The 26,056-nt window shown below is 71.4% G+C and carries 27 protein-coding genes; 10 read left to right on the top strand and 17 right to left on the bottom strand.

All coding sequences use genetic code 11. The annotated features are described in order from the left end of the window. Positions 1 to 7: 7 nt before the first annotated feature. Positions 8 to 691: a pyridoxamine 5'-phosphate oxidase family protein gene (locus tag OHS71_RS34195; protein ID WP_328483171.1), complete on the top strand. Its 684-nt coding sequence runs from the start codon at positions 8 to 10 to the stop codon at positions 689 to 691. Beyond that, positions 691 to 1,362 (top strand): FMN-binding negative transcriptional regulator, encoded by a 672-nt coding sequence (locus tag OHS71_RS34190; RefSeq protein WP_328483170.1) that lies wholly within the window; start codon positions 691 to 693, stop codon positions 1,360 to 1,362. The genes OHS71_RS34195 and OHS71_RS34190 overlap by 1 nt, the downstream gene beginning before the upstream one ends. 119 nt (positions 1,363 to 1,481) lie before the next feature. Here OHS71_RS34190 and OHS71_RS34185 read toward each other — a convergent pair whose 3' ends face one another. The 3 genes from OHS71_RS34185 to OHS71_RS34175 form a co-directional block, all read right to left on the bottom strand. Further along, on the bottom strand, positions 1,482 to 2,447 hold the full coding sequence (locus OHS71_RS34185; protein ID WP_328483169.1) for a DMT family transporter: 966 nt from the start codon (positions 2,445 to 2,447) through the stop codon (positions 1,482 to 1,484). A gap of 178 nt (positions 2,448 to 2,625) precedes the next feature. After that, entirely contained in the window at positions 2,626 to 3,624 is a 999-nt protein-coding gene (locus OHS71_RS34180; RefSeq protein ID WP_328483168.1) for an EamA family transporter, read from the bottom strand. Positions 3,625 to 3,802: 178 nt separating this feature from the next. After that, on the bottom strand, positions 3,803 to 4,381 hold the full coding sequence (locus OHS71_RS34175) for a Clp protease N-terminal domain-containing protein (protein WP_328483167.1): 579 nt from the start codon (positions 4,379 to 4,381) through the stop codon (positions 3,803 to 3,805). Between the two features lie 253 nt (positions 4,382 to 4,634). Between OHS71_RS34175 and OHS71_RS34170 the strand changes: the two genes are divergently transcribed. Further along, complete coding sequence (locus OHS71_RS34170; RefSeq protein WP_328483166.1) at positions 4,635 to 5,063, top strand: type II toxin-antitoxin system Rv0910 family toxin; 429 nt, start codon at positions 4,635 to 4,637, stop codon at positions 5,061 to 5,063. 145 nt (positions 5,064 to 5,208) lie between these two features. Here OHS71_RS34170 and OHS71_RS34165 read toward each other — a convergent pair whose 3' ends face one another. Continuing rightward, entirely contained in the window at positions 5,209 to 5,838 is a 630-nt protein-coding gene (locus tag OHS71_RS34165) for a PadR family transcriptional regulator (RefSeq protein WP_328483165.1), read from the bottom strand. A gap of 199 nt (positions 5,839 to 6,037) precedes the next feature. Here OHS71_RS34165 and OHS71_RS34160 point away from each other — a divergent pair, with 199 nt between their 5' ends. Both OHS71_RS34160 and OHS71_RS34155 read left to right on the top strand, forming a co-directional pair. After that, on the top strand, positions 6,038 to 6,790 hold the full coding sequence (locus OHS71_RS34160) for a TnsA-like heteromeric transposase endonuclease subunit (RefSeq protein ID WP_328483164.1): 753 nt from the start codon (positions 6,038 to 6,040) through the stop codon (positions 6,788 to 6,790). Continuing rightward, positions 6,780 to 7,571 carry a hypothetical protein gene (locus tag OHS71_RS34155; protein WP_328483163.1) on the top strand — a complete coding sequence of 264 codons (792 nt, stop codon included), beginning with the start codon at positions 6,780 to 6,782 and terminating at the stop codon, positions 7,569 to 7,571. Before OHS71_RS34160 ends, OHS71_RS34155 begins: the two co-directional genes overlap by 11 nt. A gap of 41 nt (positions 7,572 to 7,612) precedes the next feature. Here OHS71_RS34155 and OHS71_RS34150 read toward each other — a convergent pair whose 3' ends face one another. Further along, positions 7,613 to 7,993, bottom strand: a complete 381-nt coding sequence (locus tag OHS71_RS34150) for a tautomerase family protein (protein WP_328483162.1) — start codon at positions 7,991 to 7,993, stop codon at positions 7,613 to 7,615. Between the two features lie 64 nt (positions 7,994 to 8,057). Between OHS71_RS34150 and OHS71_RS34145 the strand changes: the two genes are divergently transcribed. Together OHS71_RS34145 and OHS71_RS34140 are read left to right on the top strand one after the other, a co-directional pair. After that, positions 8,058 to 8,546 (top strand): MarR family winged helix-turn-helix transcriptional regulator, encoded by a 489-nt coding sequence (locus OHS71_RS34145; RefSeq protein ID WP_328484737.1) that lies wholly within the window; start codon positions 8,058 to 8,060, stop codon positions 8,544 to 8,546. Between the two features lie 132 nt (positions 8,547 to 8,678). Beyond that, on the top strand, positions 8,679 to 9,482 hold the full coding sequence (locus tag OHS71_RS34140) for an SDR family NAD(P)-dependent oxidoreductase (RefSeq protein ID WP_328483161.1): 804 nt from the start codon (positions 8,679 to 8,681) through the stop codon (positions 9,480 to 9,482). Positions 9,483 to 9,568: 86 nt separating this feature from the next. Here OHS71_RS34140 and OHS71_RS34135 read toward each other — a convergent pair whose 3' ends face one another. The 6 genes from OHS71_RS34135 to OHS71_RS34110 all read right to left on the bottom strand — a co-directional run bounded on the left by OHS71_RS34135 (position 9,569) and on the right by OHS71_RS34110 (position 15,261). Then, a complete protein-coding gene (locus tag OHS71_RS34135) occupies positions 9,569 to 10,408 on the bottom strand; it encodes a class II glutamine amidotransferase (protein ID WP_328483160.1) in 840 nt (279 codons plus the stop codon). 52 nt (positions 10,409 to 10,460) lie between these two features. Continuing rightward, positions 10,461 to 10,895, bottom strand: a complete 435-nt coding sequence (locus OHS71_RS34130) for a DUF7144 family membrane protein (RefSeq protein ID WP_328483159.1) — start codon at positions 10,893 to 10,895, stop codon at positions 10,461 to 10,463. A gap of 48 nt (positions 10,896 to 10,943) precedes the next feature. Further along, positions 10,944 to 11,375 carry an SHOCT domain-containing protein gene (locus OHS71_RS34125; RefSeq protein WP_328483158.1) on the bottom strand — a complete coding sequence of 144 codons (432 nt, stop codon included), beginning with the start codon at positions 11,373 to 11,375 and terminating at the stop codon, positions 10,944 to 10,946. A 111-nt stretch (positions 11,376 to 11,486) separates the two neighbouring features. Then, complete coding sequence (locus OHS71_RS34120) at positions 11,487 to 12,176, bottom strand: HdeD family acid-resistance protein (protein WP_328483157.1); 690 nt, start codon at positions 12,174 to 12,176, stop codon at positions 11,487 to 11,489. A gap of 43 nt (positions 12,177 to 12,219) precedes the next feature. Further along, complete coding sequence (locus tag OHS71_RS34115; protein WP_328483156.1) at positions 12,220 to 12,417, bottom strand: hypothetical protein; 198 nt, start codon at positions 12,415 to 12,417, stop codon at positions 12,220 to 12,222. 120 nt (positions 12,418 to 12,537) lie between these two features. After that, positions 12,538 to 15,261: a LuxR C-terminal-related transcriptional regulator gene (locus OHS71_RS34110; RefSeq protein ID WP_328483155.1), complete on the bottom strand. Its 2,724-nt coding sequence runs from the start codon at positions 15,259 to 15,261 to the stop codon at positions 12,538 to 12,540. Positions 15,262 to 16,212: 951 nt separating this feature from the next. On the opposite strand from OHS71_RS34110, the gene OHS71_RS34105 reads away from it, so the two are divergent. Continuing rightward, positions 16,213 to 17,031 carry a PhzF family phenazine biosynthesis protein gene (locus tag OHS71_RS34105; protein ID WP_328483154.1) on the top strand — a complete coding sequence of 273 codons (819 nt, stop codon included), beginning with the start codon at positions 16,213 to 16,215 and terminating at the stop codon, positions 17,029 to 17,031. Between the two features lie 36 nt (positions 17,032 to 17,067). On the opposite strand, the gene OHS71_RS34100 is transcribed toward OHS71_RS34105, so the two are convergent. Beyond that, on the bottom strand, positions 17,068 to 17,871 hold the full coding sequence (locus OHS71_RS34100) for a CPBP family intramembrane glutamic endopeptidase (RefSeq protein WP_328483153.1): 804 nt from the start codon (positions 17,869 to 17,871) through the stop codon (positions 17,068 to 17,070). A gap of 422 nt (positions 17,872 to 18,293) precedes the next feature. Beyond that, positions 18,294 to 19,811, bottom strand: coding sequence for a glutamate--cysteine ligase (locus OHS71_RS34095; RefSeq protein ID WP_328483152.1), 1,518 nt, complete (start codon positions 19,809 to 19,811; stop codon positions 18,294 to 18,296). Positions 19,812 to 20,381: 570 nt separating this feature from the next. On the opposite strand from OHS71_RS34095, the gene OHS71_RS34090 reads away from it, so the two are divergent. Together OHS71_RS34090 and OHS71_RS34085 are read left to right on the top strand one after the other, a co-directional pair. After that, positions 20,382 to 20,972 carry a hypothetical protein gene (locus tag OHS71_RS34090; RefSeq protein ID WP_328483151.1) on the top strand — a complete coding sequence of 197 codons (591 nt, stop codon included), beginning with the start codon at positions 20,382 to 20,384 and terminating at the stop codon, positions 20,970 to 20,972. Positions 20,973 to 21,332: 360 nt separating this feature from the next. Next, on the top strand, positions 21,333 to 21,521 hold the full coding sequence (locus OHS71_RS34085; protein ID WP_328483150.1) for a DUF5999 family protein: 189 nt from the start codon (positions 21,333 to 21,335) through the stop codon (positions 21,519 to 21,521). A gap of 160 nt (positions 21,522 to 21,681) precedes the next feature. Here the strand turns inward: OHS71_RS34085 and OHS71_RS34080 are convergent, their stop codons facing one another. From OHS71_RS34080 to OHS71_RS34065, 4 genes are all read right to left on the bottom strand, one after another. Next, positions 21,682 to 22,752, bottom strand: coding sequence for an endo-1,4-beta-xylanase (locus OHS71_RS34080; protein ID WP_328483149.1), 1,071 nt, complete (start codon positions 22,750 to 22,752; stop codon positions 21,682 to 21,684). Positions 22,753 to 22,802: 50 nt separating this feature from the next. Further along, positions 22,803 to 23,567 carry a carbohydrate ABC transporter permease gene (locus OHS71_RS34075; protein WP_328484736.1) on the bottom strand — a complete coding sequence of 255 codons (765 nt, stop codon included), beginning with the start codon at positions 23,565 to 23,567 and terminating at the stop codon, positions 22,803 to 22,805. 104 nt (positions 23,568 to 23,671) lie between these two features. Further along, positions 23,672 to 24,670 (bottom strand): carbohydrate ABC transporter permease, encoded by a 999-nt coding sequence (locus OHS71_RS34070; RefSeq protein WP_328483148.1) that lies wholly within the window; start codon positions 24,668 to 24,670, stop codon positions 23,672 to 23,674. Positions 24,671 to 24,676: 6 nt separating this feature from the next. Next, positions 24,677 to 25,969: an extracellular solute-binding protein gene (locus OHS71_RS34065; protein WP_328484735.1), complete on the bottom strand. Its 1,293-nt coding sequence runs from the start codon at positions 25,967 to 25,969 to the stop codon at positions 24,677 to 24,679. Between the last annotated feature and the right edge of the window lie 87 nt (positions 25,970 to 26,056).

Raw genomic sequence — 26,056 nt, 5'->3', positions numbered from 1 at the left:
GAGAGCCATGCAGGGGACGCCGGAGACGACGACACGGGCCGCCGCCTACACCCCGACCGACCGCACGGTTCCGACGCGGTCCGCGCAGAAGGCCTCGTACGACAGGGATTTCGTGCACGCGATACTCGACGAGGGCTACGTCTGCCATCTCGGTTTCGTCCGCGACGGCGCGCCGGTCGTGCTGCCGACGCTGTACGGCAGGGTCGGCGAGACGCTCTACGTGCACGGTTCCACGGGTTCACGTCCGCTGCGGATGACGGGGCAGGCGGACCCCGGGCTGCCGGTGTGCCTGACGGTGACGCATGTCGACGGTCTGGTGCTGGCCCGCTCGGCCTTCCACCACTCCATCAACTACCGCTCGGTCGTGGTGCACGGCCTCGCGTACGACGTCACGGACCCGCAGGAGAAGCTCGCCGCGCTCACCGCCCTTGTCGACCACGTAGTGCCGGGCCGGTCCGCCGACTCCCGCCCCGCCGACAAGAAGGAGCTGGCGGCGACCGCGGTGATCCGCCTCGACCTGAACGAGGTCTCCGCCAAGACCCGTACGGGCGGCGTGAACGACGAGCCGGAGGACCTCGCCCTCCCCCACTGGGCCGGGGTGCTCCCCCTGCGCAAGGGCTACGGCACGCCGCTCCCCGAGGCCGATCTCGTCCCCGGCACCCGGCTCCCCGGCTATCTCGAGGCGCTGTGATGCTCGTCCACCCCTGGGACGCGCCCCACGACGACGCCGAGTGGCGGAACTGGCTGTCCGGCCACGACTTCGGCCAGCTCGCGGTCAACGGCCCCGCGGGCGAGGCCCCGTTCGTCCAGCCGCTGCACTTCGCCTACGACCCGTCCGGGGGTGAGGCCGTCACCCACCTGGCCCGTCCCCACCCCCTGTGGCCGGCCCTGGAGGCGAGCCCGACCGTGGTACTGAGCGTGGTCGACGACTACGTCTTCGTCCCCGGCCCGTGGCAGGCGCCCCCGGGCGCCCCCGCGGAGCACGGCACCCCGACGAGTTTCTACGCGGCGGTCCAGCTCCGCTGCACCGCGCACATCGTGGACGACCCCGCCGCCAAGGCCCGCCTCCTCGAACGCCAGTTGAGCCACTTCCAGCCGGAAGGCGGCTCCGCGCGGCCCGCGGTCGGCGAGGCGCCGTACGGCCGACTGCTCGCCGGCATCCGGGGCATCCGGCTCGAAGTGACCGGCGTACGGGCGAAGTTCAAGTACGCGGCCCACCGGCCGAGCGAGACCCAGGACCGCATCGCGGCCGGTCTGACCGCCCGAGGCGGCCCCCGGGACGCGGCGGCCCACGAGCACCTGTCGCGACGACGCGGGCACGACCGCCCCGACGGCCCCGCCTCCCCGCCCACGCGTGCGTGAGCGCCACCCGGGCCCGCCCGACGAGGTGATACGTCCCGGTCGTCGGCCGGAGGCGGCGGACGTCCGCCGGTGAGCACCACCACGGGGCCTGCCGGGGCCGCCCGGCAGGCCCCGGCAGGTCAGGCCGTCGCCGCAGGGGCGCCCCGTGACTCCGCCAGCGCCAGGCCGGTGACCGAGGCGAGCATCAGCAGGGTGCCGGCCAGGGTCCCGGCCGTGAGCCGTTCACCGAGGAGGGCGACGGCCAGCACCGCCGCGCTCACCGGTTCGAGGAGCATGATCACGGAGACGGTGGCGGAACGCACCACAGCCGCTCCCGCGAAGTAGAGGGCGTACGCCAGAGCCGTGGGCACCGCCGCGATGTAGGTCAGCAGCACCAGCGTCCGGACCGGCTCCGCGCCGTGCGGGAACACCCCCTCGGCCAGGGCGAACGGCAGCAGGCACAGGGCGGTGACCGCGAACGCCCCCGCGGTGGTGGCCGAGGCGTCCGCACCGCCGTCGCGGCCCCAGCGCCTGGTGAGCAGCGTCATCGCGCTGTACCCGGCCGCGGACACGAGCGCGAGCAGCACTCCTTCGGGGCGCACGGCCGAACCTCCTCCGCCGGCGAAGAGCACCCCCAGCCCGGCGAGCGCCCCGGCGACGGCGAGCACCCCGCCGCGCCCGAGCCGCTCCCCCAGGGTCAGCCGGGCGCCGAGCGCGATGAGGACCGGGCCCGCGCCGAGGGTGACGACGGTGGCCACGGCCAGTCCGGTGGCGGAGACCGCCGCGAAGTACGCCGTCTGGAACACGGCGAGCCCGAGGCCCGTGACCACGGTGCGCAGGAGCTTGCGGCGCGGCTGCCCGGGTGCGGCCGCGGCCGCCGGGGTGGTCCTCGCACGCGGCCGCAGCAGCGGGCGGGCGGCCATCAGCAGGAGCAGCCCGGCCGCGCAGCGCCAGAACGACAGGGCGACGGGGCCCAGGTCGCTGACCCGGTAGACCAGGGAGGCGGCGGCGCCGGCCGTACCCCAGGCGGCGCCGGCGGCGATCAGATAGAGCAGGGCCTGTCCGACGGGCAGGGACACGGAAGTGGGACGACTGAAGAGGGACACGCGTTCTCTCCGCACAGAAGTTCGGGAAGGGACCGTCACCGGGGCAGCGGTCCTCGGACTTCTTCTGCGGGCAGCACCGTTCAGCCCGGCAGCGTGTGCCGGGCGCGTTTCACCGGAGGGCCCGCCTCAGGCGGCCGGGGGCGGAAGAACGAGTGCGTCCGAAGGCATGACCGGCACCCTAGGCGGCCGTTCCGCGGGCCGACAACTCCCTTTCCGGGCTGCTGCCGGCCACCGGCTCCCGGGCGTTCCTGGCGGGCGCGGACGACTGCGCGATGAACGCGCCGAGCAGAACGACCGCGCCGCCCACGACTTGCGGCGCCGACAGGTGCTCGCCGAGCAGCACCCACGCCAGGACCGTCGCGATGACCGCCTCCAGACAGGCGACCACGCCCGCGACCTGCGGAGAGAGTCTGCGCACCGAGATCACGCCGGTGACGTACGCGACCACCGTGGCGAGGAGCACGATCCAGCCGAGCAGCAGCCAGGCGGGGACGTCGGTTCCGTTCATGCCGGCGGTGTCCGCGAGCACGGACCAGTCCATGCCCCACGGGCGGGAGACGGCCGTCAGGACGACGGAGCCCAGGAGAAGGCCGTACGCGATGACGCCTAGCGGGTCGGGGGCCTCCTGCCCGGAGTCGCCGCCCTGGTCGGACAGGACGAAGTAGCCGACCTGGCAACAGGCCGCCGCGAGCGCGAGCAGCAGTCCGAGGGCGTCGAAGCCCAGCCCCGACCAGACCTCGACGACACAGGCCAGTCCGCCCACCGCGAGGACCACTCCGAGCGCGGCGGCGCGCGTCACCGGACGCCGCTGCACGAACCGCACCCAACCGAGCACCAGCGCGGGCGCGAGGTACTCGACGAGCAGCGCGACCCCGACGGGGATACGGGAGATCGCGGCGAAGTAGAACGCCTGCACCCCGGCCACGCCGAGCAGGCCGAACCCGGCAAGCAGCGCGGGGCGGCTGCGCAGCAGCGCACGGTGGCGCCAGGCGAGCGGCAGCATCACCAGGGCCGCGCCGGTCACCCGCAGCCACACCACGTGCAGCGGGTCGAGGCCCGCCTCGATCAACGGCTTGGCGGCCACCCCGGATCCGCCGAAGGCGAAGGCCGACGCGACCGCCAGACCGAGCCCGACGCCCTTCGCGCGGCTGCTCTCACTGCTCACGTACGTACGCACCGGCCCATGATGACAGGCGATGACATGAGCGTCACCCTCGTTGACACCTGTCTCAGCGGCTGGACGCGCGCAGCGGCGCACGAGGAGAGACGAGGCTCGGCAGGTGGCGGCCGGGCAGGGGGCAGGGAGGGAGCGGGTTTCAGGGGGCAGGACAGGAGGCGGAAAGGGAGCGTGGGCTTCAGGGGGTCGGTTCGCCGGCTCCCGTGAGCGCCTCGCACTCGTCGGGACCGTCCCCGGTCCCGGGACCGTCCTCGATCCGCGCGCGCAGTTCGTGGACGTCGACTCCCACGTGGCTCAGCACCTCGACGGCCCGGGCCTGCGGGTCCGCGACGATCGCGGCGAGCAGATCGAGGCCACGGGCCGGCGCTCCGTCGCGCCGGGCGGCCCGCACGCGCGCGTGCTCCAGGGCGGCGGAGGCCAGCGGCGAACAATCCTCGACGGCCGTGACCACCGGCAGGGTCCCGGACTCCTCGACCCCTCTCTGCCAGCGCAGGCCGTAGCCGATGCTGCGCTGGACGAGGTAGCCGAGCAGCCGGGCGAGCTGGGGTCCGCCGTCGAAGGCGGCACGCACCTGCGCGTCCTGCTCCAGGAGCGAGTGCAGCAGGTGGGCGGTGTCGATCTGCCGGTCCCCGTCGCGCACCGCCCGGCGGCGGGCGGCGGCGAGCGCCGCCGCGGGCTCGGCGGCGAGCCCCGGGCCGTCGTCCGTGCCGTGCGCCGCCGGGTTGTGGAGCGACCGCCGGGAAGTACGGGATTGCACAACCCCACCCCATCAGTCCCGGCCGGGTGCGGTCATCCTCGGGAGGAAGCATCTTCACGTCCCACGCAGAGCGGACCAGGGCCACCGCAATCTCCTCCCTACGGATGAGATCAGGCCGGTACTCCCGCAACCGCGCGTCGCCGTGCCGCCCCTTCGCACTTCCTGACGGTCCGTCAGTATTGAATGTTGGAGTTCCTGGAGCTACGTTCCGCGACACCGCAGCCCGAGTTGCCGGACACGAAGAGGTGGTCGCATGGCCGAAGTCAGCGCGGAGGCACGCATCCAGGCACCGGCCGAGAAGGTGTGGGCCCAGCTCACCGACTGGCCGACGTACGGGGAGTGGAACGCGACCCACACCAGCTTCCCCAAGGGCGGCCCCGAGACCCTCGAGGTGGGCGCGACCTTCCAGGAGAACATGAAGCTCATGGGCTTTCCTGCCGAGGTCGAGTGGACCGTGGCGGAACTGGAGCCCGCCCGGGTGCTCGCCATCCGCGGGAAGGGGCCGATGGCGGTGTCCGTCGCCACCCGGTACACCCTGACGCCGGACGGGGACGCCACGACGGTCCGTATCGACGGCGAGTTCACGGGCGCGGCCGTGTCGCTGATGGCGGGCAGGCTCAAGGACTCGGGCACGGCCGCACTGAACGAGTCACTGCGCAAACTGGGCGGCCTGGTCGACTGACCGGGCGCGGTGCGCACACATACGGCCACGGCATCCGGCCCACGGCGCGCGAGGCACGGCGCGCGCACGACGCGGTGGCGCCCCGTGGACGACTCCACAGGGCACCACCGCGTCACGGTTCGGCCGGGCACCGCCGGCCGGCCGGTCAGTCCTCGTCGGCGAGGATCAGGTACAGCTTCTTACGGGCGTCATTGATGACCGTGAGCGCCTTCTCGCGCTGTTCCTTGCTGCCGGTCTTCCAGACCTGCCCGAAGGCCTCCATCAGACCGACGCCGGCCTGACGGATCTCACCGAGGGCCTCCCAGTCGACCCCGCGCGAGGCCTCCTCCCAAGGCGCCTCGGGGCCGCCCTCGGCGGCCGTACGGCCCTCGTCGGTGAGCGCGAACAGCTTCTTGCCGCCTTCGCTCTCACTGCTGATCAGGCCCTCGTCCTCCAGCAGCTGGAGGGTGGGGTACACGGAGCCCGGGCTGGGCTTCCACGCGCCGCCGCTGCGCTCGGCGATCTCCTGGATCATCTCGTAACCGTGCATGGGCCGGTCCTTGAGGAGGGCCAGGATCGAGGCCCGTACGTCACCTCGCCGCGCCCTCCCCCTGGGGCCGCCGCGCCCTCGTCCGCCCCAGGGGCCGCCGAAGCCCGGGCCGAAGCCGGGACCGAATCCCGGGCCGCCCGGACCACCCGGACCGAAGGGCCCGAAGGCCGCACGCCCGTCGAAGCCACCGCGGCCACGCCGGGGGCCGTCCTGTCCATGTCCACGCTCGAATCCGTGGGTACGCATCGCAAACCACTCCTTCATTCCATCGTTGATCTGTCGCGATGCGTCAACGATATATCGGAATAGTTCGCCTGACAAGGGTCTCCCCGTCTTCGCCGATGTCCTGTCTCACTCAATCGAGTCGTTTTCTCAACGAACCGAGTCGTTCGGGCTTCTGTCTCAGCGAACCTAGTCGCGCGGTTGAGCGCGCTGGGGGTACTGGATGGCTGTACCGGCTGGGGTGGATCACGCGGGGCCGTGCATCGAGTTGTCGTACGTGGACGCGGTACACGGACGCCGACGGCGTCCGCTGCGGGACTGCGTGACGGGCCGGTTCGAGGATGTCGATCCGGTACGTACGTTTCGCTGGTCGCGCGGTGAGCGTCACTTCCCGGGCTGGTACTGGTCGGCGACGACCGGGCAGCACGTCGGCTTTGAGTCGTGGCTGGAGCGGGACCGACTGCTGCTGATGGACTTCGATCCGAACGTGGTGGGGATCAGCTCGCAGCCGTTCTGGCTGCACTGGCATGACGGCAAGCGGGAGCGTCGGCACGCCCCGGACTACTTCGTCCGCCGCGCGGACGGCTCGGCGGTGGTCGTCGATGTTCGTGCGGACGATCGGATCGAGCCGAAGGACGCCGAGGCGTTCGAGATGACGCGTCTGCTCTGCGCCCAGGCCGGGTGGAGGTTCGAGCGGCTGGGGACACCGGACGCGGTGGTGCTAGCGAATGCCCGGTGGCTGTCGCGCTACCGGCACCCGCGATGTCTGCACGACCCGGCGGCTGCCCGCCTCCGGGAGGTCTTCGCAGCCCCGGAACCTCTCATGGTGGGGGCAGACGCCGCCGGGGATCGGCTGTTGACGCTGCCGGTGCTGTTCCACCTCCTCTGGACCCAGGATCTGACCTCCGAGGCGATGACGGTCGAGTTGCTGGGTCCGGACACGATCGTCCACTTGGCCAACGGAGTTGGCCGGTGACCGGGACCTCGACACCGATGCCGACTCCGACGCCGTCGACAAGCCCGGTGCCATCGGCCGTCCGCGCTCAGCCCTGCACACCGCCATCCAGCGTCCCGCCTGCCGCCGTTGCACTCACGCCGCAGGCATCACCATGACCGTGACCTGCTGGACCACTCATGACCGCAACGTCTGTCTCCGCCACCGCCTCTGGATCGGCAATGGCATCGCCAACACCGACGAGCAAGTCGACATCAGCAGGCTCCCCGACACGCTACGAGCCCAGAGACACCACCGAAATCTGGTGGCCCGCCACGGCCGCCGCTGGGTTCGCAACGCCTATCCGGATGCGCGAAAGATGTACTTCGCCTGGCTGCAGCAGTCCGCTGACCCGTTCGATCTGCTCGACATTGCACGCGGCATCCTCACTGACGGCGGGAAACACCCCTCCCTCGAGCTGACGCTCACGATGGTCTTCCACCCTCAAGTCGTGCCGCTCGCCGGACTTCTCGCCGGCCGGGAGTGGGAACGACGCGCTGTCGCCACCGGCCATGTCACCTGGCTCATCGAGCAGATCACTGTCCGCAACATCCTGCTCGGCTACGTCCCCAAGGACCGCAAGGACCCCCTGATCCAATGGGTCGAGCAGCATTTCTCCACCCACAAGTTCGTCGCCTTCCACCGAAGCCCGAGGATCTACGACGCGTTCTTCCCTCGCGAAACGATCCCGCCACCGCGTCGGCCCGATGAAGCCGACGCGGAAACACGGTGGAGCCCTTTCCACCACTACTACCGCTGCTGAGCCTGAGTACAGCCGGGTCGTGAGGTGGCCCAGATGGGGGATCACACGGCGAGAGCGCCGCCGACGAAGGTACGTTCTGGCGGTGACGCCACGAGTTCGACCATGGTGCCGGCGCGGAGGTCATCGCCGACGACGCGCGTGATCGCGTCGGTGAGCCCGGTGCCGAGGCGCGCGGTGATCTGGGCAGCGTCGGGACGGTCGAAGACGCCAGCACGGACGCCCAAGATCACCGAGGCATTTGTGTCCACGGCCTTGCCACCCTGCGCGAAACGGCCTGCGGGGACTCCGGCCAGACGGACGCTTACGAGGTCGCGGGCCCATTCGCCATAGACGTCGACGACAGCGTCGGTCAGTGCGGCGACGAGCATGGGTTCGTTCCCGGTCAGCCTGCTCTCTGGAAGGTGGACGGTCAGATGCGGCATAGTGGACCTCGTTCCCTTTGAATACAAAGTCTTTGCTTTTAAAGGTATCTGGAAGAGGTCGCCGATGTCCACGGAATCGGACGGTCCAGCCGTCAACGAGGCCGTCCGCACCCTGCTGTTGCTCATGCCACGGCTCGTGGGCCGCGCCAAGCGCCTGCCCATACCTCCGGCACTCCAGGGTCTGGACCTGGCACCGCGACACCTCGCACTCCTGGCCCACCTGGAGTACGACGGCCCCACCAGCATCAACGAGCTAGCCGCTCGGCTGGAGGTGGCCCCGACGACTGTCAGCCTCATGGTCAGCGAGCTGTCACGGCCAGGCGTCCTGCAACGCACTGCCGATCCCGCCGATCGCCGCCGCCGCATCATCGCCATCGCCCCCGCCTACGCCGCACCGATCGGAGAATGGCTTTCTGGCAGCGCCTCTGCCTGGGAACGTGTCATGCGAGGTCTCGACCCCGCGGAACGCGCCACAGTCATCACTGCCCTGCACGCCTACGAGGCCGCCTTGGAGCAGGCGGGCGACCAGCATGGGAACGCGCAACTGCGTTAGCGCGCCGAGATTTGTCTCAACGAACCCAGTCCCCGCGTCTCACCTAATCCAGTCCACGCAGGTCAGCTCAGGGATGGACGACGAACTTCGTTGAGACAGGACAGCCGAGGCCGCGCCGTCTAGGGTGCGGACATGACATCGCGCAGCCCCGCACCAGGTACCCCGGACCCCTACCTCCGTGAACTGTTCTCGCTGGACGGGCGGGTCGCCGTGGTCACCGGCGGCAGTTCCGGCATCGGCCGGGCCATCGCCGTGGCTCTCGCGCGGGCGGGGGCGAGCGTCGTGATCGTGGCGCGCAGGGAGGCGGAACTCACCGCCACCGTCGACGAGCTGACGGCGGAGGGCTGCCGGGCGGCCTGGGTGAGCGCCGACCTCGGCACCCGCGACGGCGTGCGCACCGCGGCGGAACAGGCGGCCGAGGCGTTCGGCGAGCCCGACATCCTCGTCAACAGCGCCGGCATCAATCTGCGGCCGCCGATGGGCGAGCTGGGCGAGGAGGTCTGGGACGCCACGATGGCGGTGAACCTGGAGGCGCCCTACCTGCTGGGCCTGCGGTTCGGGCCCGGCATGGCCGAGCGGGGCTTCGGCCGGATCATCCACATCAGCTCCCAGCAGGCGCACCGGGCCTTCGTCCAGAGCGGCGCGTACGGCGTCTCCAAGGGGGCGCTGGAATCGCTGGCCCGCTCCCAGGCGGAGGCGTGGTCGCCGCACGGCGTCACCTGCAACACGCTGGTCCCCGGCTTCGTCCTGACCCCGCTGAACACCCGGTTGCAGTCGGACCCGGAGAAGGTGGCCGCGCTGGCCGCGCGCACCATGATCGGCCGCAACGGGCTGGCCGAGGACTTCGCCGGAGCCGCCGTCTTCCTGGCGGGCCGTTCCTCCGCCTATGTCACCGGGCAGGCGATCTTCGTCGACGGCGGGTTCTCCGTCCACTGAGCCGGGCCCGGCCCAGTGGACGTCTGGTGGGCCGGGCCCGGCACCGTCCGGCCCAGGCGCCGTCCGGTGAGCCCCGGCCGTGCGCGCTACGCCGCCTGCGGCACGAAGTCGACGATCTCGGCCCCGCCGGGCTGGACCACGCCGTAGGTGTTCTCCGGGACCTTGTTCCAGGCGCCGGGAAGGTCGCCCAGGGGCTCGGAGACGATCAGACGGGTCTCGTCGGAGACACCGCGCAGGAAGGCCATGTCGGGATGGAGCGACCGGAGCGTCTCCACGCGGGTGCTGTAGAACAGCGAGCGTGAGGCACCCTGGCTGGAGTAGCGGAAGGCCCACAGCCGCACTCCGTCGGTCACGGCGACCGTCATCTGGAGCGGGAACTCCACTCCGTGTGCGTGCCCGGTGCGTTCCACCATGCCCGCCATACGGGCGACGGCGCCGGGCGGATCCTCCTCCAGACCGAAGGTCAGCGCCAGGAAGAACATCATCTCGGAGTCCGTCGATCCCTCGATGTCGGGGTAGAGCTGAGGGTCGACGGCGAGGGCGAGGTCCCGGCGCATCCGGTGGAAGTCGGCGATCGCGCCGTTGTGCATCCACATCCACCGGCCGTGCCGGAAGGGATGGGAGTTGGTCTGCTGCACCGCCGTGCCGGTCGAGGCCCTGATGTGGGCGAAGAACAGCGGTGAGCGCACATGTCCGGCGATCTCCCGCAGATTGCGGTTGCTCCAGGCCGGGCCGATGTCGCGGACGACGGCGGGGCTCCCGTCGTCCGCGTCGGGTCCGTACCAGCCGACGCCGAAGCCGTCGCCGTTCGTCGTCTCGACACCCATCTTGGAGTGCAGGCTCTGGTCGATCAGCGAATGCGCCGGCCGGTAGAGGATCGTTTCGAGCAGGACAGGGGTGCCCGAGTAGGCGAGCCAACGGCACATGGTGTACGCCTTTCTGTAGGTGCTGAAGGTGCCGGACGGGCCCCCCGCGCGGTCACTCCTCGGACCGGTCCGGCTTCACCACGCACAGCGCCCAGATGACGAACCCGGAGAAGGCGATCATCACCACGGACCACACCGGGTAGTACGGCAGGGAGAGGAAGTTGGCGATGACGATCAGCCCGGCGATGGCCACGCCCGCGACCCGCGCCCACATCGCCGACTGGAACAGTCCCAGGCTGACGATCACGGCGACCGCGCCCAGGGCGAGGTGGACCCAGCCCCAGCCGGTGAGGTCGAACGCGAAGACGTAGTTACGGGTCGTGAGGAAGACGTCGTCCTCCGCGATCCCCATGATCCCCCGGAAGATGTCGAGCAGTCCGGCGATCATGAGCGTGACGGCGGCGAAGGCCATCAGGCCCTCGGCCCAGTTCTGTCTGGCCGTGTGCCGCCCGGCCGACGCCGCGTGAGTGGGGTGTGCCGCTGTCATCCCGATGCCTCGATTCCGTTTCGTCCGGCCTGGCTTCGTTCGGACGGATCAGCGGCGGGAGCCGCTGAGGACCAGTTGCTTCGCCCGGTCGAACTCCTCGTCCGTGATGTCGCCGCGGGCCCGGATCTCGGAGAGCCGGGCGAGTTCGTCCACGCTGCTGCTGGGAGCGCCGGTGCCCTTGGCGGTCTCGCGGATGTAGCTGTCGAAGGCCTGCTGCTGGTCCCGCGCCTGCTTGATCTCGCGGTGTCCCATGTTCTTGCCGCGCGCGACCACGTAGACGAAGACGCCCAGGAAGGGCAGGACGATACAGAACACCAGCCAGCCGGCCTTGGCCCAGCCACTGAGCTCGTCGTCGCGGAAGATGTCCACCACGATCCGGAACAGCAGGACGAACCACATGATCCACAGGAAGAACACCAGCATCGTCCAGAAGGCGCTCAGCAGCGGATAGTCGTATGCGAGGTACGTGTCCCCACTCATGTCTCTTCTCCGTTCCGGGCCGGGGCCCGACATGGCGTTGTGTGCCGTTCTCAGCGTGCGCGAGGCGCGGTCGCGGCGGCTCACCCGGGACGGGTGAGAGCGCCGGCCTTCTCAGACCGGCCCGTCGGCGGCCCTCGGCCCGGCCGCCTGGCGCGCCCTGCGCAGCGCGGCGCGCCAGGCGAGGGCGACCGCCGCCTCGACCAGGCCCAGCAGGACCAGCCACAGGCCGAGCAGCCGGGTGAGCGCCCGGGCCGACTCGGTGGGCAGCGCGAGGACGACGATCCCCGCGACGACGGCGAACACGGCGGCGCCGAGGACGACGCCCCGATGGGGCAGGTCCTTGGTGGCCAGCGCCGTGTAGAGGGTGAGGATGCCGGAGACCAGCCACAGGACGCCGACGATCAGCGAGAGCGTCGCGATGGTCTGGAGCGGGTTGCGCAGGCACAGCACACCGGCGACGACGTACAGCACCGCCAGGAGGAGCCCGGTGAGGCGTTCGCCGTGGTCGTCCCTGGCGAAGGCCGCGACGAACCGGAACGCTCCGGTCACCAGCAGGTACAGGCCGATGAGGACCGCGAGGACGTGCAGGGTCTCGTCCGGCCAGACCAGGATCAGGATGCCCGGCACGAGGGTGGCGACGGCCGAACCGAGGATCCACGTCCAGGAACGCCCGAGTACGGCCAGTGCCTCGGCGGGATCGGCGCCCACAGGACCGGCGGCCGCCCCGCCGGACGGCCGGCCGGGTGCCCCGGACGGCTCCTCCCGTCGGGGGTTGGGGGCGGGACCAGGCGAAACGCTCATGACTCCTCCTCGCGCCGGGCCGAGGCGACAGGCCCGCGACTCGTCACTCGGGCAGTTGGCGCATCTCCAGGACCCGCAACCCCAGGGACTGACAGCGGGCCAGCAGTCCGTACAGGTGCGCCTCGTCGACGACGTACCCGAACAGGACCGTCTGACCGGACATCACCACATGGTCCAGCTCAGGAAAAGCCCTGGTCAGCACCTCCGAGAGGTGTCCGTCGACGCGGATCTCGTAGCGCATGAGCTGCTCTCCCCGGGATGGCCTGGGACTGGCGGACTGCGCACCCACCCTGTGATGGTCCGTCCTCCCGGGGTTCCCGGCCTCACCCGTCACGGGCGATAGCCGAAGGCGGCCTCGACGTCACAGCAGCTTCAGTTCGCGGGCGCGGCGCACCGCGTCGTTGCGCCGGTTGACCCCAAGCTTGCGGTAGGCGCTCTTGAGGTGGGTCTTGACCGTGTTCACGGAGACGAACAGATCGGCGGCTATCTCCTCCGTCGACATCGTCAGGGCGAGCCTGCGCAGTACGTCGCGTTCGCGGCCGCTGAGCTCCTCCACGACCGGGATCTGCGGGGCGCCGGACGTCCCCGGCGCGCCGTGGGTGGGCCGGTCCGCCGCCGTCGCCCGCGGTGACACCGCGTCCAGCACCGGGCGGATCCATGGACCGGCCTCCAGGAAGGGGCGCCGCAGACCGTCGCGCCGCGCCTCCCGCAGGGCTTGCGCGACCAGTCTGCGGGCGGTGGCCGCGTCTCCCACCACGTCCGCGACCTGCGCCCTCACCAGCGTGGCCCGGACCGTCACGGCGGGGCCCGCGCGGCCTTCGGAGCGCACGCGGTCGAGCAGGTCCATCGCCGCCTCGGGTCTGCCCATCGCGAGCTGGGCCCGCGCGGCCCCCACCGCACAGGCCGGCTGCTCGTCCGACACCGCCCGCAGCAGTTCGGCCGCCGTCTGCGGCCGGCCTTCGGCCAGATGTACGGCGGCGGCCACCAGCGCCGTCTGGCCCGCTGCCCAGGGGGAGACCACGGCGGCCGGCACGGCCCGCTCCGCCGTTTCGAGGGCGGCACGTCTGTCCCCGCGGGCCAGATCCAGACGGGCCTTCGCGATCGCCCGGCACGCCTCCATCACGGGGTCACGCAGCGCCGGGTGCGACTCGGCCGCCTCGTCGAGGAGTTCCCTCGCCCGGCGCAGATCGTCGCGGTCCACGGCGACCGCCGCCAGCACCAGCCGTCCCGTGCCGGAACCGGTCGGCTGGGGCAGCCCGGACCGCTCCGTCTCCGTCACGGCCTCGCGGGCCGTGCGCTCCGCCCGGCCGACCCAGCCGTTCAGGTAGTCGATCAGGGCCAGCCGGCCGAGCGAGTCCTCGCGGGCGAGCACCGTCGAAGCACCGGCCGCCGTCCCCGCGACCCTCGACAGGGCGGTGCACGCGTCCTCGAACCGCCCGGCCCACAGACGCGCCGAGCCGAGATGGGTCAGCAGCAGCGCGCTGAGCTCGGGATGCCTCTCCAGCAGATCGGCCGGGGCGCGGTCGATCAGAGCCTCGGCCGCCGACGCGGCCCGCTCGGCCCGGCCCGGGGCACCGGTCAGCCGGGCGGCCAGCGCCTCGAGCAGGGCGCAGCTCAACCGGGCCGCCACGAGCCGGGGCGGCTCACCGTCCGCATTCCACCCGGCCGTCAGGGCCAGTTCCGCCACATCGCCGGACTCGTCCGGCAGGCCCAGTGCTGCCGTCAGGCTCCGCTCCGCCCGGCGCAGATGCGTCAGGCCCTGGTCGAGATCGCGGCGGGACAGTTCCCGGGCGGCGCGGACCAGGTCCGTCGCGGGGCTCGCGGCCTCCGGCCCCATGCGGGAGAACAGCTCGGAGAGTTCGTCGGAGCGCCAGCCGGTGAAAAGCCACCCGATGGCGAGGTCGTCGATGAGGGCGCCGGCGGTGAACTCCCAGTCCCCTGCGGCAGCGCCCTGGTCCAGCGTCTCCGTGAGGGATCCCGAGCTGCGCAGCCAATGGGCGGCCTGCCGGTGCAGTGCGGGCTCCAGGTCGGGCGAGCGCACCCGCAGGTGGGCCCGGAGGATTTCCCCGAACAGCGGGTGAAGGCGGTACCAGTCCTGTCCGAGAGGCTCGACGAACGCGTTCTCACGGCACAGGACGGCCAGGATGGGTCCGGCGTCGGTGCGCTCCGTCAACGCGTTCACCAGCTCGGGACAGAACCGGTCGAGGACGCTGACCCGCAGCAGGAGGTCCTGCGTGGCGGGCGGCTGGCGTCTGAGCACCTCCGCGAGCAGGAAGTCGGCGACGGTGCTGCGGTCGGCCTCGAACTCCTTCAGATACGTTTCCGGCTCCGGGTCCTCCTGAGCGGCGAGGGCACACAGGCGCAGGCCGGCCGCCCAGCCCCGGGTGCGGTCGACGAGACCCTCCGTCGCGTGCGCCGGCAGCCGCAGCCCGTGCAGCCCCAGCAGCTCGGCGGCCTCCTCGGAGGTGAAGGCCAGCTCCGCGCCCCGGATCTCCGTCAGTTCACCGGCCGCCCGGTACCGGTGCAGGGGCAGCAGCGGCTCGGTACGGGTGACGAGGATCAGGCGCAGTCCGTCGCCGGAGTGGCGCAGGACGAACTCCAGCTGCTCCGCGATCTCCGGGTCCACCACCTGGTCGAACTCGTCGAGCACCACGATCACGGGCCGGTCCCGGACGCTCAGCTCGGCGGCGAGCCGCGCCAGCAGCGCGGGCGTCACACTGCTCGCGTCGACGGGACAGCCGATGTCGGCGGGCAGGGAGTGCCCGCCGACCCGCAGGGCTTGGAGCAGGTAGGCCCAGAGCATGCCGGGGCCCTGTCCCGCCGCGTCCGTGGTGAGCCAGGCGACGGGCCGGGCGCGTTCCGCGGCCCAGTCGGCGACCAGCAGCGTCTTGCCGGCGCCCGCAGGACCGTTGACCATGGTCAACGGCGTCCGCAGAGCCTGGTCGAGATGTCTGACCAGCCGCTCCCGCCGCAGGAACGTCACCGGCCGGGCCGGTACGACGAACCGCGTGCGCAGAAAGGGGTCCCCTCGAGGATCGGCGTACGACGCCGCCGGATCGGTACCGCTGTCCTCTTGGCCAGCCATGGCGCTCACCGCCCCTGCCAGTCAGGTCCTGGGTAGCGCTCTCCCCCACAGCATCCCAGGGTTCCGCCCGGGGCGCCCTGCGGGCACCCGGCACCTGGCGGGCGACGGCTCGGGGGCCGGCGGGGCGGGACCCAGCAGGGTGGGCGCGCGGGGGCACGGGGTCCGACGGGGCGGGGGCACCGGGGTGGCGATAGATGTTCAGCGGGGCCGAGAGCGGGGCGGGCGAGAGGAACGAGGGGTCCGGCGGGGCGTCCGTACACCGGGCCAGGCCCTGTCGAAGGGACCTGCGGAGCGCGCCCGGGCGGAGCGACCCAGCCGGGCGGGCACGGACCGCTGGCCCGGCGGGCCGGGATGCAGGGCCGCACGGGGGGCGCCGGGGCGCGGTACGCACAGGGCTCGCGGACGCCGGGCCCTGTCGAAGGGACCTGCGGAGCGCGCCCGGGCGGGGCGACCCAACCGGGCGGGCACGGACCGCTGCCCCGGCGGGCCGGGATGCAGGGCCCCACGGGGGGGGCGCCGGGGCGCGGTACGCACAGGGCTCGCGGACGCCGGGCCCTGTCGAAGGGACCTGCGGAGCGCGCCCGGGCGGGGCGACCCAACCGGGCGGGCACGGACCGCTGCCCCGGCGGGCCGGGATGCAGGGCCCCACGGGGGGGGCGCCGGGGCGCGGTACGCACAGGGCTCGCGGACGCCGGGCCGGGGCGGGCCGTGAGCGGGAGTACGTGCGGGGGCGGTCCCGGCGGGGCGGGGCGGACCGGGCCTGAAAGGGCCGGAGGGCCGGCCCGGGGCGGATCTGGGCAAGGCCGGGCAGCGCGCCCTGTCGGGCGCCCCGCGGCCGACGGCCCGCGCCGGACCGCCCGCCCGCGCTCACCGCAGGGCCCGTCCGAACCGGGCCAGGACTCGTGGATTGGCCTTGGCCGTTGCTTCCGCGCAGCGCATACGGTCACCGGCATGCGGATTCGAATCGTCGACGCCTTCACCGACCGCCCCTTCGCCGGGAATCCGGCGGGGGTCCTGCTCCTGGACGGCCAGGACGCCTTCCCGGACGACAACCGGCTCCAGCAGGTGGCGCTGGAGGTCAACCACGCCGAGACGGCGTTCGCCCACCCTCTCCCGGGGGGCGGCGAGGCGGACTGGGCCCTGCGCTGGTTCACGCCCGCCACCGAGGTCGACCTGTGCGGCCACGCCACGCTCGCCACGGCCCACGTCCTGCACACCACGGGAGCGCATCGGGGCCCGGTGCGGTTCGCCACCCGCAGCGGTGTCCTCACCGCGACGCCCGCCGACGACGGCTCGATCACCCTGGACTTCCCGACCGCCCCGCTGACCAGGGTCGAGATTCCGCAAGGGGTCGGCGCGGCCCTGGGCGCCGAGCCGCTCACCTGCTTCGACACCGGCCCGCACATCGGCGACCTGCTGGTCGAGCTGGCCGACGAGAAGACCGTCCGCGCCCTGCGGCCGGACCACAGGGCCCTGGCCGTCCACTCCCGCCGCGGCATCATCGCCACCGCCCGCGCCGAAGACCCGCGCCGGGGACACGACTTCGTCTCCCGCTGCTTCTTCCCCAACGTCGGCATCGACGAGGACCCGGTCACGGGCAGCGCGCACACCGCCCTGGCGCCCTACTGGTCCGAGCGGCTCGGCCGCACCACCCTGACCGGCCTCCAGGCCTCCCCCCGGTCCGGCCTCGTCCGTACCCGACTGCGGGGCGAGCGGACCCTGTTGACCGGCCACGCCGTCACCGTGATCGAGGGTGAACTGCTCGGCTAGAGCCGGTCGGAGAGAACGTCGGAGGGAACGGGTGGCTCACGCCGTCGGCAGCCACCCCACCTTGCCCGCCAGCAGCGCGTAGCCCACGAAGGCGCCGATGTCGAGGAGGGAGTGCGCCACCACGAGGGGGCCCACCCGGCCCCAGCGCCGGTAGAGGTAGACGAACACCACGCCCATCACCATGTTGCCGATGAAGCCGCCGATGCCCTGGTAGAGGTGGTACGAGCCGCGGAGCACGGAACTTGCGACGAGGGCGGTGCCCGGCGTCCAGCCCAACTGGCCCAGTCTGCGCAGCAGATAGCCGACGACGATGACCTCTTCGAGGATCGCGTTCTGCAGGGCGGACATGATCAGCACCGGGTACTTCCACCACACGTCCGGCAGCGCCTCCGGCACCACCGTGAGGTTGAAGCCGAGACCCCGTGCCGCCAGGTAGAACGCGATGCCGGTGCTGCCGATCACCGCCGCGACCGCCGCACCCCGCCCGAGGTCGGGCCAGGGCCGGGTGCGGTCGAAGCCCAGCGTCCGCAGCCCCTGCCCCTCGCGCAGCAGGAAGTGCGCGACCAGGGCCACCGGGACGAGCGCCGTGGCGATCCCGAACAGCTGCCAGGCGAGATCGAGCCACGGACGGCCGGGCGCGGCGGAGGCGTTGAGGGTCGCCGCCTGGTCCTTGAGACCACCCGGCTTGGTGACCGATCCGACAAAACTGATCAGCGCGGACACCCCGCTCGCACCGAGCGAAACCCCCAGGACGAGGAGCGTCTCGTCACGGAAGATCCGTCGCGAGAGCTGTTCCCGCGGAAAGGGATCAGCCACCGGCCCTGTCTCCACCTGCCACACCTGCCTTCAGTCGCGTAGACCCCCGCGGCATCCCCACCACCGCCTCGTCAGGGTCCCGAAACACCTGACGGGGATCGTGCGCGACAGGCCGTCGGGGGACGGGCGCCGTACGGGGCGCACCTCCCGTTCGCAGGCCGTGCGGCTGAGCTGCGCCACGGGGCCCGGCGGGCAGGTGCACCACGTCATGGGACGTCACAGCTTGCCCGATCGGTACGGGGCGGGCGGCAGCGGCCCCCGTCCCGGGGACGCCGCCGTGCCGCGGCCCTCGGCGGCCGCCTCGACACACACGGCCGGGGCGAAGGCTGCCGCCTCCGCCGGACCGGCCCCACCGACGAACCGGCGAAAGCCCTCGGCGAACCGGCGAAGGCCTTCGGCGAACCACCGGGGGCTGCCGGCGAGCCGCCGCCGAAAGCCCTCGGACCTCACCCCAGAGGCACAGCCTCGGGCAACCCCACGGGCCACGTGTGCACCGGCTCCCCGAGATGCATCAGTTCCGCATAGCGCCGCGTGGTCGCCGCCAGCGCCGCGTCCCGCGACAACCCGGCCTCCAGGCCCCGGTGGAACGTCTCCACCTGCCAGCTCGCCCCGTTGGTCCGGCGGCGGCACCGCTCCTCGATGACCCCCAGGTACAGATCGCGGTCGGCCGGTTCCACCCCCCACCCGTCGAGCCCGGCCTCGGCCAGCGGCAGCAGCTCGTCCCGTACGAGACTCACCGCGTCCACCTCGACCACGCCGCCCAGCCGCCCGCGCCGCGGCCACTGGAGCCGCGCGTCGATCCCGTACCGGCAGGCCGCGTCGAAGTTGGCGGCGGCCGCCTCGAACGGCAGCCGGGACCACACCGGCCGGGACTCCTCCGCCAGGGCCCGGACGACGCCGTAGTAGAAGGCCGCGTTGGCCACCACGTCGATCACGGTCGGCCCGGCGGGCAGGACACGGTTCTCCACCCGCAGGTGCGGGACACCGTCGGCGATGCCGTAGACGGGCCGGTTCCAGCGGTAGACCGTACCGTTGTGCAGGACGAGCTCGGCGAGCGAGGGCACCCCGCCCGCTTCCAGGACCTCCAGCGGGTCCTCGTCGTCGCAGAGGGGCAGCAGCGGCGGGAAGAAGCGCAGGTTCTCCTCGAACAGTTCGTACGCCGAACCGATCCACCGCTCGCCGAACCACGTCCGCGGCCGAACGCCCTGCGCCTGGAGTTCCGGCGGCCGGGTGTCGGTGGCCTGCTGGAACAGCGGGGGCCGCGACTCCCGCCACAGCTCGTGGCCGAACAGGAAGGGCGAGTTGGCGCCGACGGCGATCTGCGCGGCGGTGACCGCCTGCGCGGCGTTCCACACCGCGGGGAAGCGGTCCGGCGTGACCTGGAGGTGCAGTTGCACGGAGGTGCAGGCCGCCTCGGGCACGATCGACTTCGAGGTGCACGACAGCCGCTCGACCCCTTCGATCTCGAGGGCGAAGTCCTCTCCGCGGGCGGCCACGATCTGGTCGTTGAGGAGGGTGTAGCGGTCGGCCTCGGAGAGGTTGGACGAAACAAGGTCGTCACGGTCCAGTGTCGGCAGAATACCGATCATCACGATGCCGGCGTCGACCTCGCTGGCCTTTCGGTGGGCATATGCCAGTGACGTACGGAGTTCTTCTGCCAGTCGGTCGAAAACCCGGCCCCCCAATCGGTGTGGAGCTATGTTGACTTCCAGATTGAACATGGCGAGTTCTGTTTGGAAATCATGGCTGGCGATCCTCTCCAGCACTTGCCCATTCAGCATTCTCGGCTGGCCGTCTGCACCCGCGAGATTCAGTTCGATCTCGAGCCCCATGAGGTTCTTGGGGCGGTCGAAGCGCTTCTGGGCCAGGAGCCGCTCGAGCCCCGTCAGACACCGCCGCAGCTTCTGCCGGTAGTGCTGCCGATCGGACAGGTCGAACGCGCCTGCCACGACCTTTTCACCCATTGAAGCGTCCCTCCTGGCGTGGGCGGGCCGATGAGCCGGCCGCCTGATGATCCGGTCAGGTGGGATGATGCCCAGCCGTGCCGATCGATAACGTCCCCCGTGCGACCCCGCACCCGCTACGCTGACCAAAAGACAGACAGCGGTGACCCCTGGCACATTCATCCGGCATGTGGACGAGCGCCCTTTCGTCGAATGAGGAACTCGTGAAAAATGCCGACGGAAATTAGCCGACCGCTGCACGCGCATAAGTCGAGGTCATCGCCTTGCCGCCCGCTCAGAACCGGGATGATTCGCCCCTGTCGTCGGCCGGATGAACCCTTGCCGGTTATCCCGGGATCGACTAGACGAAACACAGTCTGAACACATGTCGTATAAACTCCGCGGACAAGGCAGAGAAGGTTGGCGCCCACGGTCGAAGGAGCCTGCCGTCGCGAGGACGGCGGGCCGCTCGCGCACCCCCGCAACCCCAGACTCCGGCCCCCGCCTCTCCGACCTGTCGAGAGTTGGCTGACAGTGCCGTCCGCCCATGCCCTCGCGCCACCGTGCCTGTCGAACGAGAGGCGACCCACCATGCCTTTGCATGTCCCCCCGGCTCCCGCGCCCGCACTGCGCTCCGTCCTCATGGCACTCGGTTCCCCCACCGCGGTCCGCGAGGCTCGTACTCCCTCCCTGTGCACCGCTCAGGGCGACGTCACCCCCGATCTCCCGCTGCCCCTGCACGTCCTGGACCGGATCAGCCCCGAAGGCGTGGCGGCGACCCGGCTGGCCGGCTGGCGCTTCCTGATCCGCTGCGGCGACCGCGCCGTGGCCGCCGCCGACACCCGGCTCACGGCGGACGGCTGGGCGTTCTCGCACTTCTTCGAAGGCCCCTACATCGCCTCGACCGAGCGCGCCCTGCGTCAGGCCGAGTCGACCGCCCAGCCGTTCCAGGCGCGGCTGCTGTCGGTGCCCGGGCTCTACATGCTCACCCTCTGGCTGCACAGCGACACGGCCTCGGACGGCACCACGGGCCGCCCCGCCCCGACCGACCTCCTGGTACCGCTGGCCCCCGCACCGCCCGGAATCGCCGCACACCGCGCTCACCGGGTCGCCGAGTTGCTTCCCCTGCTCACCCTCCGGGTGACACCGTCGGCGCCACCCCTGCTCGGTTCACCGGCCTGACCCCGCGACCGCCGAGGCTTGTCGGCCCCGCACTCCGTACCCCGCCACCGTGGCCCCGGTGGCGGGGTACGGTGCGGTCCGGCGGCCCCGATCGGCCTCGGTCCCGGCCGGACTAGCCCCATCCGGCCACCGGGAACCACCCGAAGTGACAGTGCGGTTGAGATGAACCGCCCGCGTGGGTGATGCGTCATGAACCTGTGAGAAGCGGTGCCGCGAAATCCCTGCGGATCGACCTCCGTGGGGCAACACTGGGTTCCGACGGACTTATCACAACGGGGGGCGGCCATGAACGACGTTTCACGCCGCGGAACAGACACCACATCCACCTCACACCTCACGCCAGAGCGGAAGTTCCCATCCATGTGCCAGCACCAGCCACCGTGTCCCACAGCGACGTCAGCCGACCGGGAGTCCGCGCGCCTCATGGCGCACCACCCGGAGCAGGGCTGGAGCCTGCTGTGCAACGGCGTCCTGCTCTTCGAGGACACCGGTGAGCTCCTGCCGGACGGCCAGGTCATCGCCCCGCACCGGGTCGTCACCGCCGCCTGAGCACCGGCCGGACGGCGCGGGACCGCCGTCCGCAGACATGAGGGGCCGGCCGCGGCCACCACCGCGAACCGGCCCCGACGCACGTCCGGGGCCGCTCACTCCCCGTAGCCGCCCGGTCTCGGCGTGATGCGCCTGCGGTGCGCACCGCCGCCACGCGGTCCTAGCCGAGCGCCTCCCGGATCGCCTGGTACGCCGGCTTCGGCGCGATCTGCTCGTCCCAGGGCAGGGCCGCGCCCTGACCGGGGAAGAACGCGGGGATCCACGAGTACTTGTCGGTGTAGTCCCAGACGGTGATGCCCACGCACCGCCGCACCGAGAGACACGCCTTGGTCATGTCCCGGTACCAGTCGGCCTGTCGGGCCAGTTTCTCCTCCGTCGCGGGCAGCAGCATCCGTACGTCGACCTCGGTGAGCGCGGTGTCCAGACCGAGCCGGGAGAAGCGGCGGAGGTTGTCCTCGAGGGTCGTCGGATAGCCGTACTGGAGCGCCAGGTGCGCCTGGAGACCGATGCCGTCCAGCGGGACGTGTCGGGCCTTCAGCTCCTTGGCCAGGGCGTGGTAGGCGTCGCTCTTCGGGCCGACGGCCTCGATGTTGTAGTCGTTGAGGTAGAGCTTCGCCTTCGGGTCGGCCTGATGGGCCCACCGCAGGGAGTCGGCGATGTAACCGGGGCCGAGCGTCTTGTAGAAGACCGTCTCGCGATAGGTCCCGTCCTCGTTGAACGCCTCGTTGACGACGTCCCACGAGTAGACCTTGCCCCGGTAGTGGCGCACCTCGGTCTGGATGTGCTTCTTCAGGACGGCCCTCAGCTCGTCGGCCGTCCACTGTCTGTCGGTCAGCCAGCCGGGCAGCTGGCTGTGCCAGACGAGGGTGTGGGCGCGCACCTTCTGGTGGTGGGCGCGCGCGAGACCGACGATCTCGTCGCCGGCCGTCCAGTCGAAGACGCCCTGCTGCGGCTCGGTGGCATACCACTTCATCCCGTTGCCCGGCGTGATCATGTCGAACTCGTCGCCCAGGATCCTGGTGTAGGCGGTGTCGGTGAGTTCGGGGTTGTCGGTGGCGCTGCCGAAGTAGCGGCCGTGGCGCTGGGCGAGATCGGCGAGGGTCGTACGCGGCTTTCCGTGCGCCGGGCCCTCGTGCGCCCGGGCTCCGGGTCCGCCGGCGACTCCGGCCGCGACGAGGAGGGCTGCGAGGGCTCCGGCGAGTCCGAGCCGGGTGCGAGCGATGCTTGGCATGGTGCGACTCCTCACGGTCGGGGTGAGCCGTACGGTTCCGCGGGCGCGCGTCATCCCTTCGTGGCGCCGGCGGTGAGACCGCCGACGAGCTGACGCTCGGCGACGGCGTAGAAGGCCAGGGCGGGCACCATGGCGAGGACGAGATAGGCGAAGACGCGCGCGTACTCCGCCGAGTACTGGCCCTGGAACTGCTGGACGCCGATCGGGATGGTCCACCAGGTGGGTTCGTTGAACACCAGCAGCGGCAGGAGGAAGTTGTTCCAGCTGCCGACCACGGCGAGCACCGACACCGTGCCGAGGGCGGGCCTGGCCATGGGCAGCAGGACCCGCCAGAAGAAGCCGAGAGGTCCGCAGCCGTCGAGGGTGGCCGCCTCCTCGAGCTCGGCGGGGATCTCCCGGAAGAACCCGCGCAGGACGACGATGGTCATCGGCAGCCCGAACGCGGCCTGCGGAAGGATCACGCCGAGCGGGTTGTCGAGCAGGCCCGTGGAGCGCAGCAGCAGGAACAGCGGCAGCGCGGCCACCGCGAAGGGGAACATCAGCCCCATCGTGAACAGGGTGAACAGCATCTCCCGGCCGCGGAACGCGAACCGGGCGAAGGAGAACGCGGCGAGCGCGGACACCGCGACGACCAGCACGGTCGTACCGGCCGCGATGATCGTGCTGCTGCCGACGAGCTGCCAGAACGAACCGGAACCGAGGATGTCCGCGTAGTTGGAGGTGATCCACGGGTCGGGCAGCCCGATGGGGTTGCGGGAGAGCTGGTCGGTGGACTTGAAGCCGGACAGCACGGCGTAGACCAGCGGTACGGCCATGGCCGCGCCGACGAGCCCGAGGACGAGGTGCAGCGGCAGGGTCCGGCCGGTCCTGCGCGCCTTCGGGCCGGTCCCGCGCGCCGCTCGGCCCGCCTTGACGACGCTCACGAGCCGCCTCCTCGCATGGTCGTGGTGGCGCCCTGGAGGTCCCGGCGGAGCACGAACCGCTGGTAGGCGAGGGCGAAGACGAGACTGATGCCGAACATCGCGACGCTGATCGCGCTGGCGTACCCGACCTGGTAGCGCTTGAAGCCGTACTGGAACATCGTCACGGCCATGGTCTCGGAGTGGTGGTCGGGGCCACCCGCGGTGACCACCCACACCAGGTCGAAGAGCTGGATCGAGCCGATGACCGACAGGAAGACGCTGATCCGCAGGGTCGGCGCGAGGAGCGGCAGGGTGACGTTGCGAAAGCGCTGCCAGGGACCCGCTCCGTCGATCAGGGCGGCCTCCGTCAACTCGGCCGGGATCGACTGGAGTCCGGCCAGGTAGAGCATCATGTGGAAGCCGAAGTACTTCCACGTCATGACCAGGAAGAGGGTGGCCATGACGGTGGAGGGGTCGGCGAACCACTGCCCGCCCACCCCGTCCAGGCCTATCGCGCCGAGCACGTGGTCGGCGAGGCCGGCGTCCGGGGCGAAGATCATGCTGAACAGCACGCCGGTGATCGCCTCGGAGAGGATGTACGGCGCGAAGAACAGCATCCGGTACACGGCCCGGCCGCGGATCTTCTGGTTGAGCGCGACCGCGAGGGCGAGTGCGAAGGGCAGTTGCAGGAGGAGCGAGAGGCCGACCAGGAGCAGGCAACGCCACAGATCGCCCAGGAACACCGGGTCCTGGAGGAGCCGGGTGAAGTTGTCGCCGCCGATGTAGTCGTCGGGCATGCCGAAGCCGCCCCAGCGGAAGAACGAGGCGTACAGCGCGAACAGCATCGGCAGCAGGACGAGCGTGCCGAACAGCACCAGCGCGGGTGCCTGGAAGCCGACGGCGGTGAGCCAGTGCAGCGCCCGCCGCCGCCTCCGGCTCCGGCCCGAGCCGGTGGGCGGGGGCGGCGGGCCGACGTCCGGGCCGCTGCGCTTGTCCGGAAGGAAGGTGGAGGTCATCGCCTGCTACTGCTCTTCCTTGGCGACCTTGGTGATCGCCTCGGTGATCTGCTGAGGCGACTTGGAGCCGGCGATGAGGGCGGCGACGCTGTCGTTGATCTCCTGGCCGACGGCGGGCGCGTACGCCTGGTCCAGATAGAGCTGGAAACCGGTCGCGGCCTTCAACTGGGCCTGTACGGCCTTGACGTTGGGGTCGGCGATGGCGCTCTCGGCGGCCGGTGCCACGGGCAGCACCCCGGTCTTCTTGACCAGAACGGTGTCCGTGGCGGCGGAGGCGAAGAACTTCAGGAAGTCGACGGCCGCCTGCGGCGCGTCCTTGCGCAGGGCGTGCCCGCCACCGCCGCCGAACACCTCGGTGATCACGCCCTTTCCGCCGTCGACCGCCGGGAACGGGAAGAAGCCGAGGCCCGCCCCGAGTCCCTTGCCCGCGTCGGCCTCCACCACGGGCGCCCACTGGCCCATGAGTTCCATCGCCGCCTTGCCGTTGCCGACGGCGGCGGCCTGTCCGGTGGGGCTGGAGTAGGCGGCGCCGAGGAAGCCCTTCTGGAACGGCTGGAGGTCGACGAGGTCCTGGAGATGCTGTCCGGCCTGGACGAAGCCGTCCCCGGTGAAGTCCTTCTCGTCGCTGGCCCTGTCCAGGGCGTCGACGCCGGCGGTGCGCATCGCGAGGTACGCCCAGTAGTACATGCCGGGCCACTTCTCCTTGCCCGCCAGCGCGAGCGGCGTGATCCCGGCGGCCTTCAGCTTGCGCACGGCGTCGAGGAAACCGCTCCACGTGGTGGGGGGCGCGGTCACGCCGGCCTGCTTGAAGAGGGCCTTGTTGTACCAGAACCCGATCATGCCGATGTCGAACGGGATGCCGTAGACCTTCTCGTCGAGCAGGTAGGGCTCGCGGGCGACCGAGAGCAGCCCGTCGCCCCACTCCTTGGTCCGCTCCGTGAGGTCCTCGACGAGCCCGGCGTCGACCTGCTGTTTCAGGACACCACCGCCCCAGGTGTGGAAGACGTCCGGCAGCTTCCCGGAGGCGGTCAGCGCCGTCATCTTCGTTTTGTAGGCGTCGTTCTCCAACTGGACGATCTTGATCTTCACCTGGGGGTTCTGAGCCTCGAACTGCTTGGCCAGACCGGCCCAGACGTCCTTGGTCGGCTGGGTGGTGGAGATGTTCCACCACTCGATGGTGGTCGTCCCCGACGACCCTCCGTCCGAGTCGCCGCCGCAGGCGCTCAGTGCCGTCATGCCCAGACCGGCCGCGGCGGAGGCCGCCAGGAAGCCGCGGCGGGAGAGTGCCGGGTCGCCCATCATGCGCTCCTTGATACATCGAAGAGAGATCGAAAGTTTCGAACGAGATCCAGAAAGCTTCGCTGCTGCCGCACCCTAGAGATACCC

Source organism: Streptomyces sp. NBC_00377 (genome assembly GCF_036075115.1).
Classification (GTDB): domain Bacteria; phylum Actinomycetota; class Actinomycetes; order Streptomycetales; family Streptomycetaceae; genus Streptomyces.
Note: the sequence above shows the minus strand (reverse complement) of the source record. Positions and strands in the feature narration are given on the sequence as shown.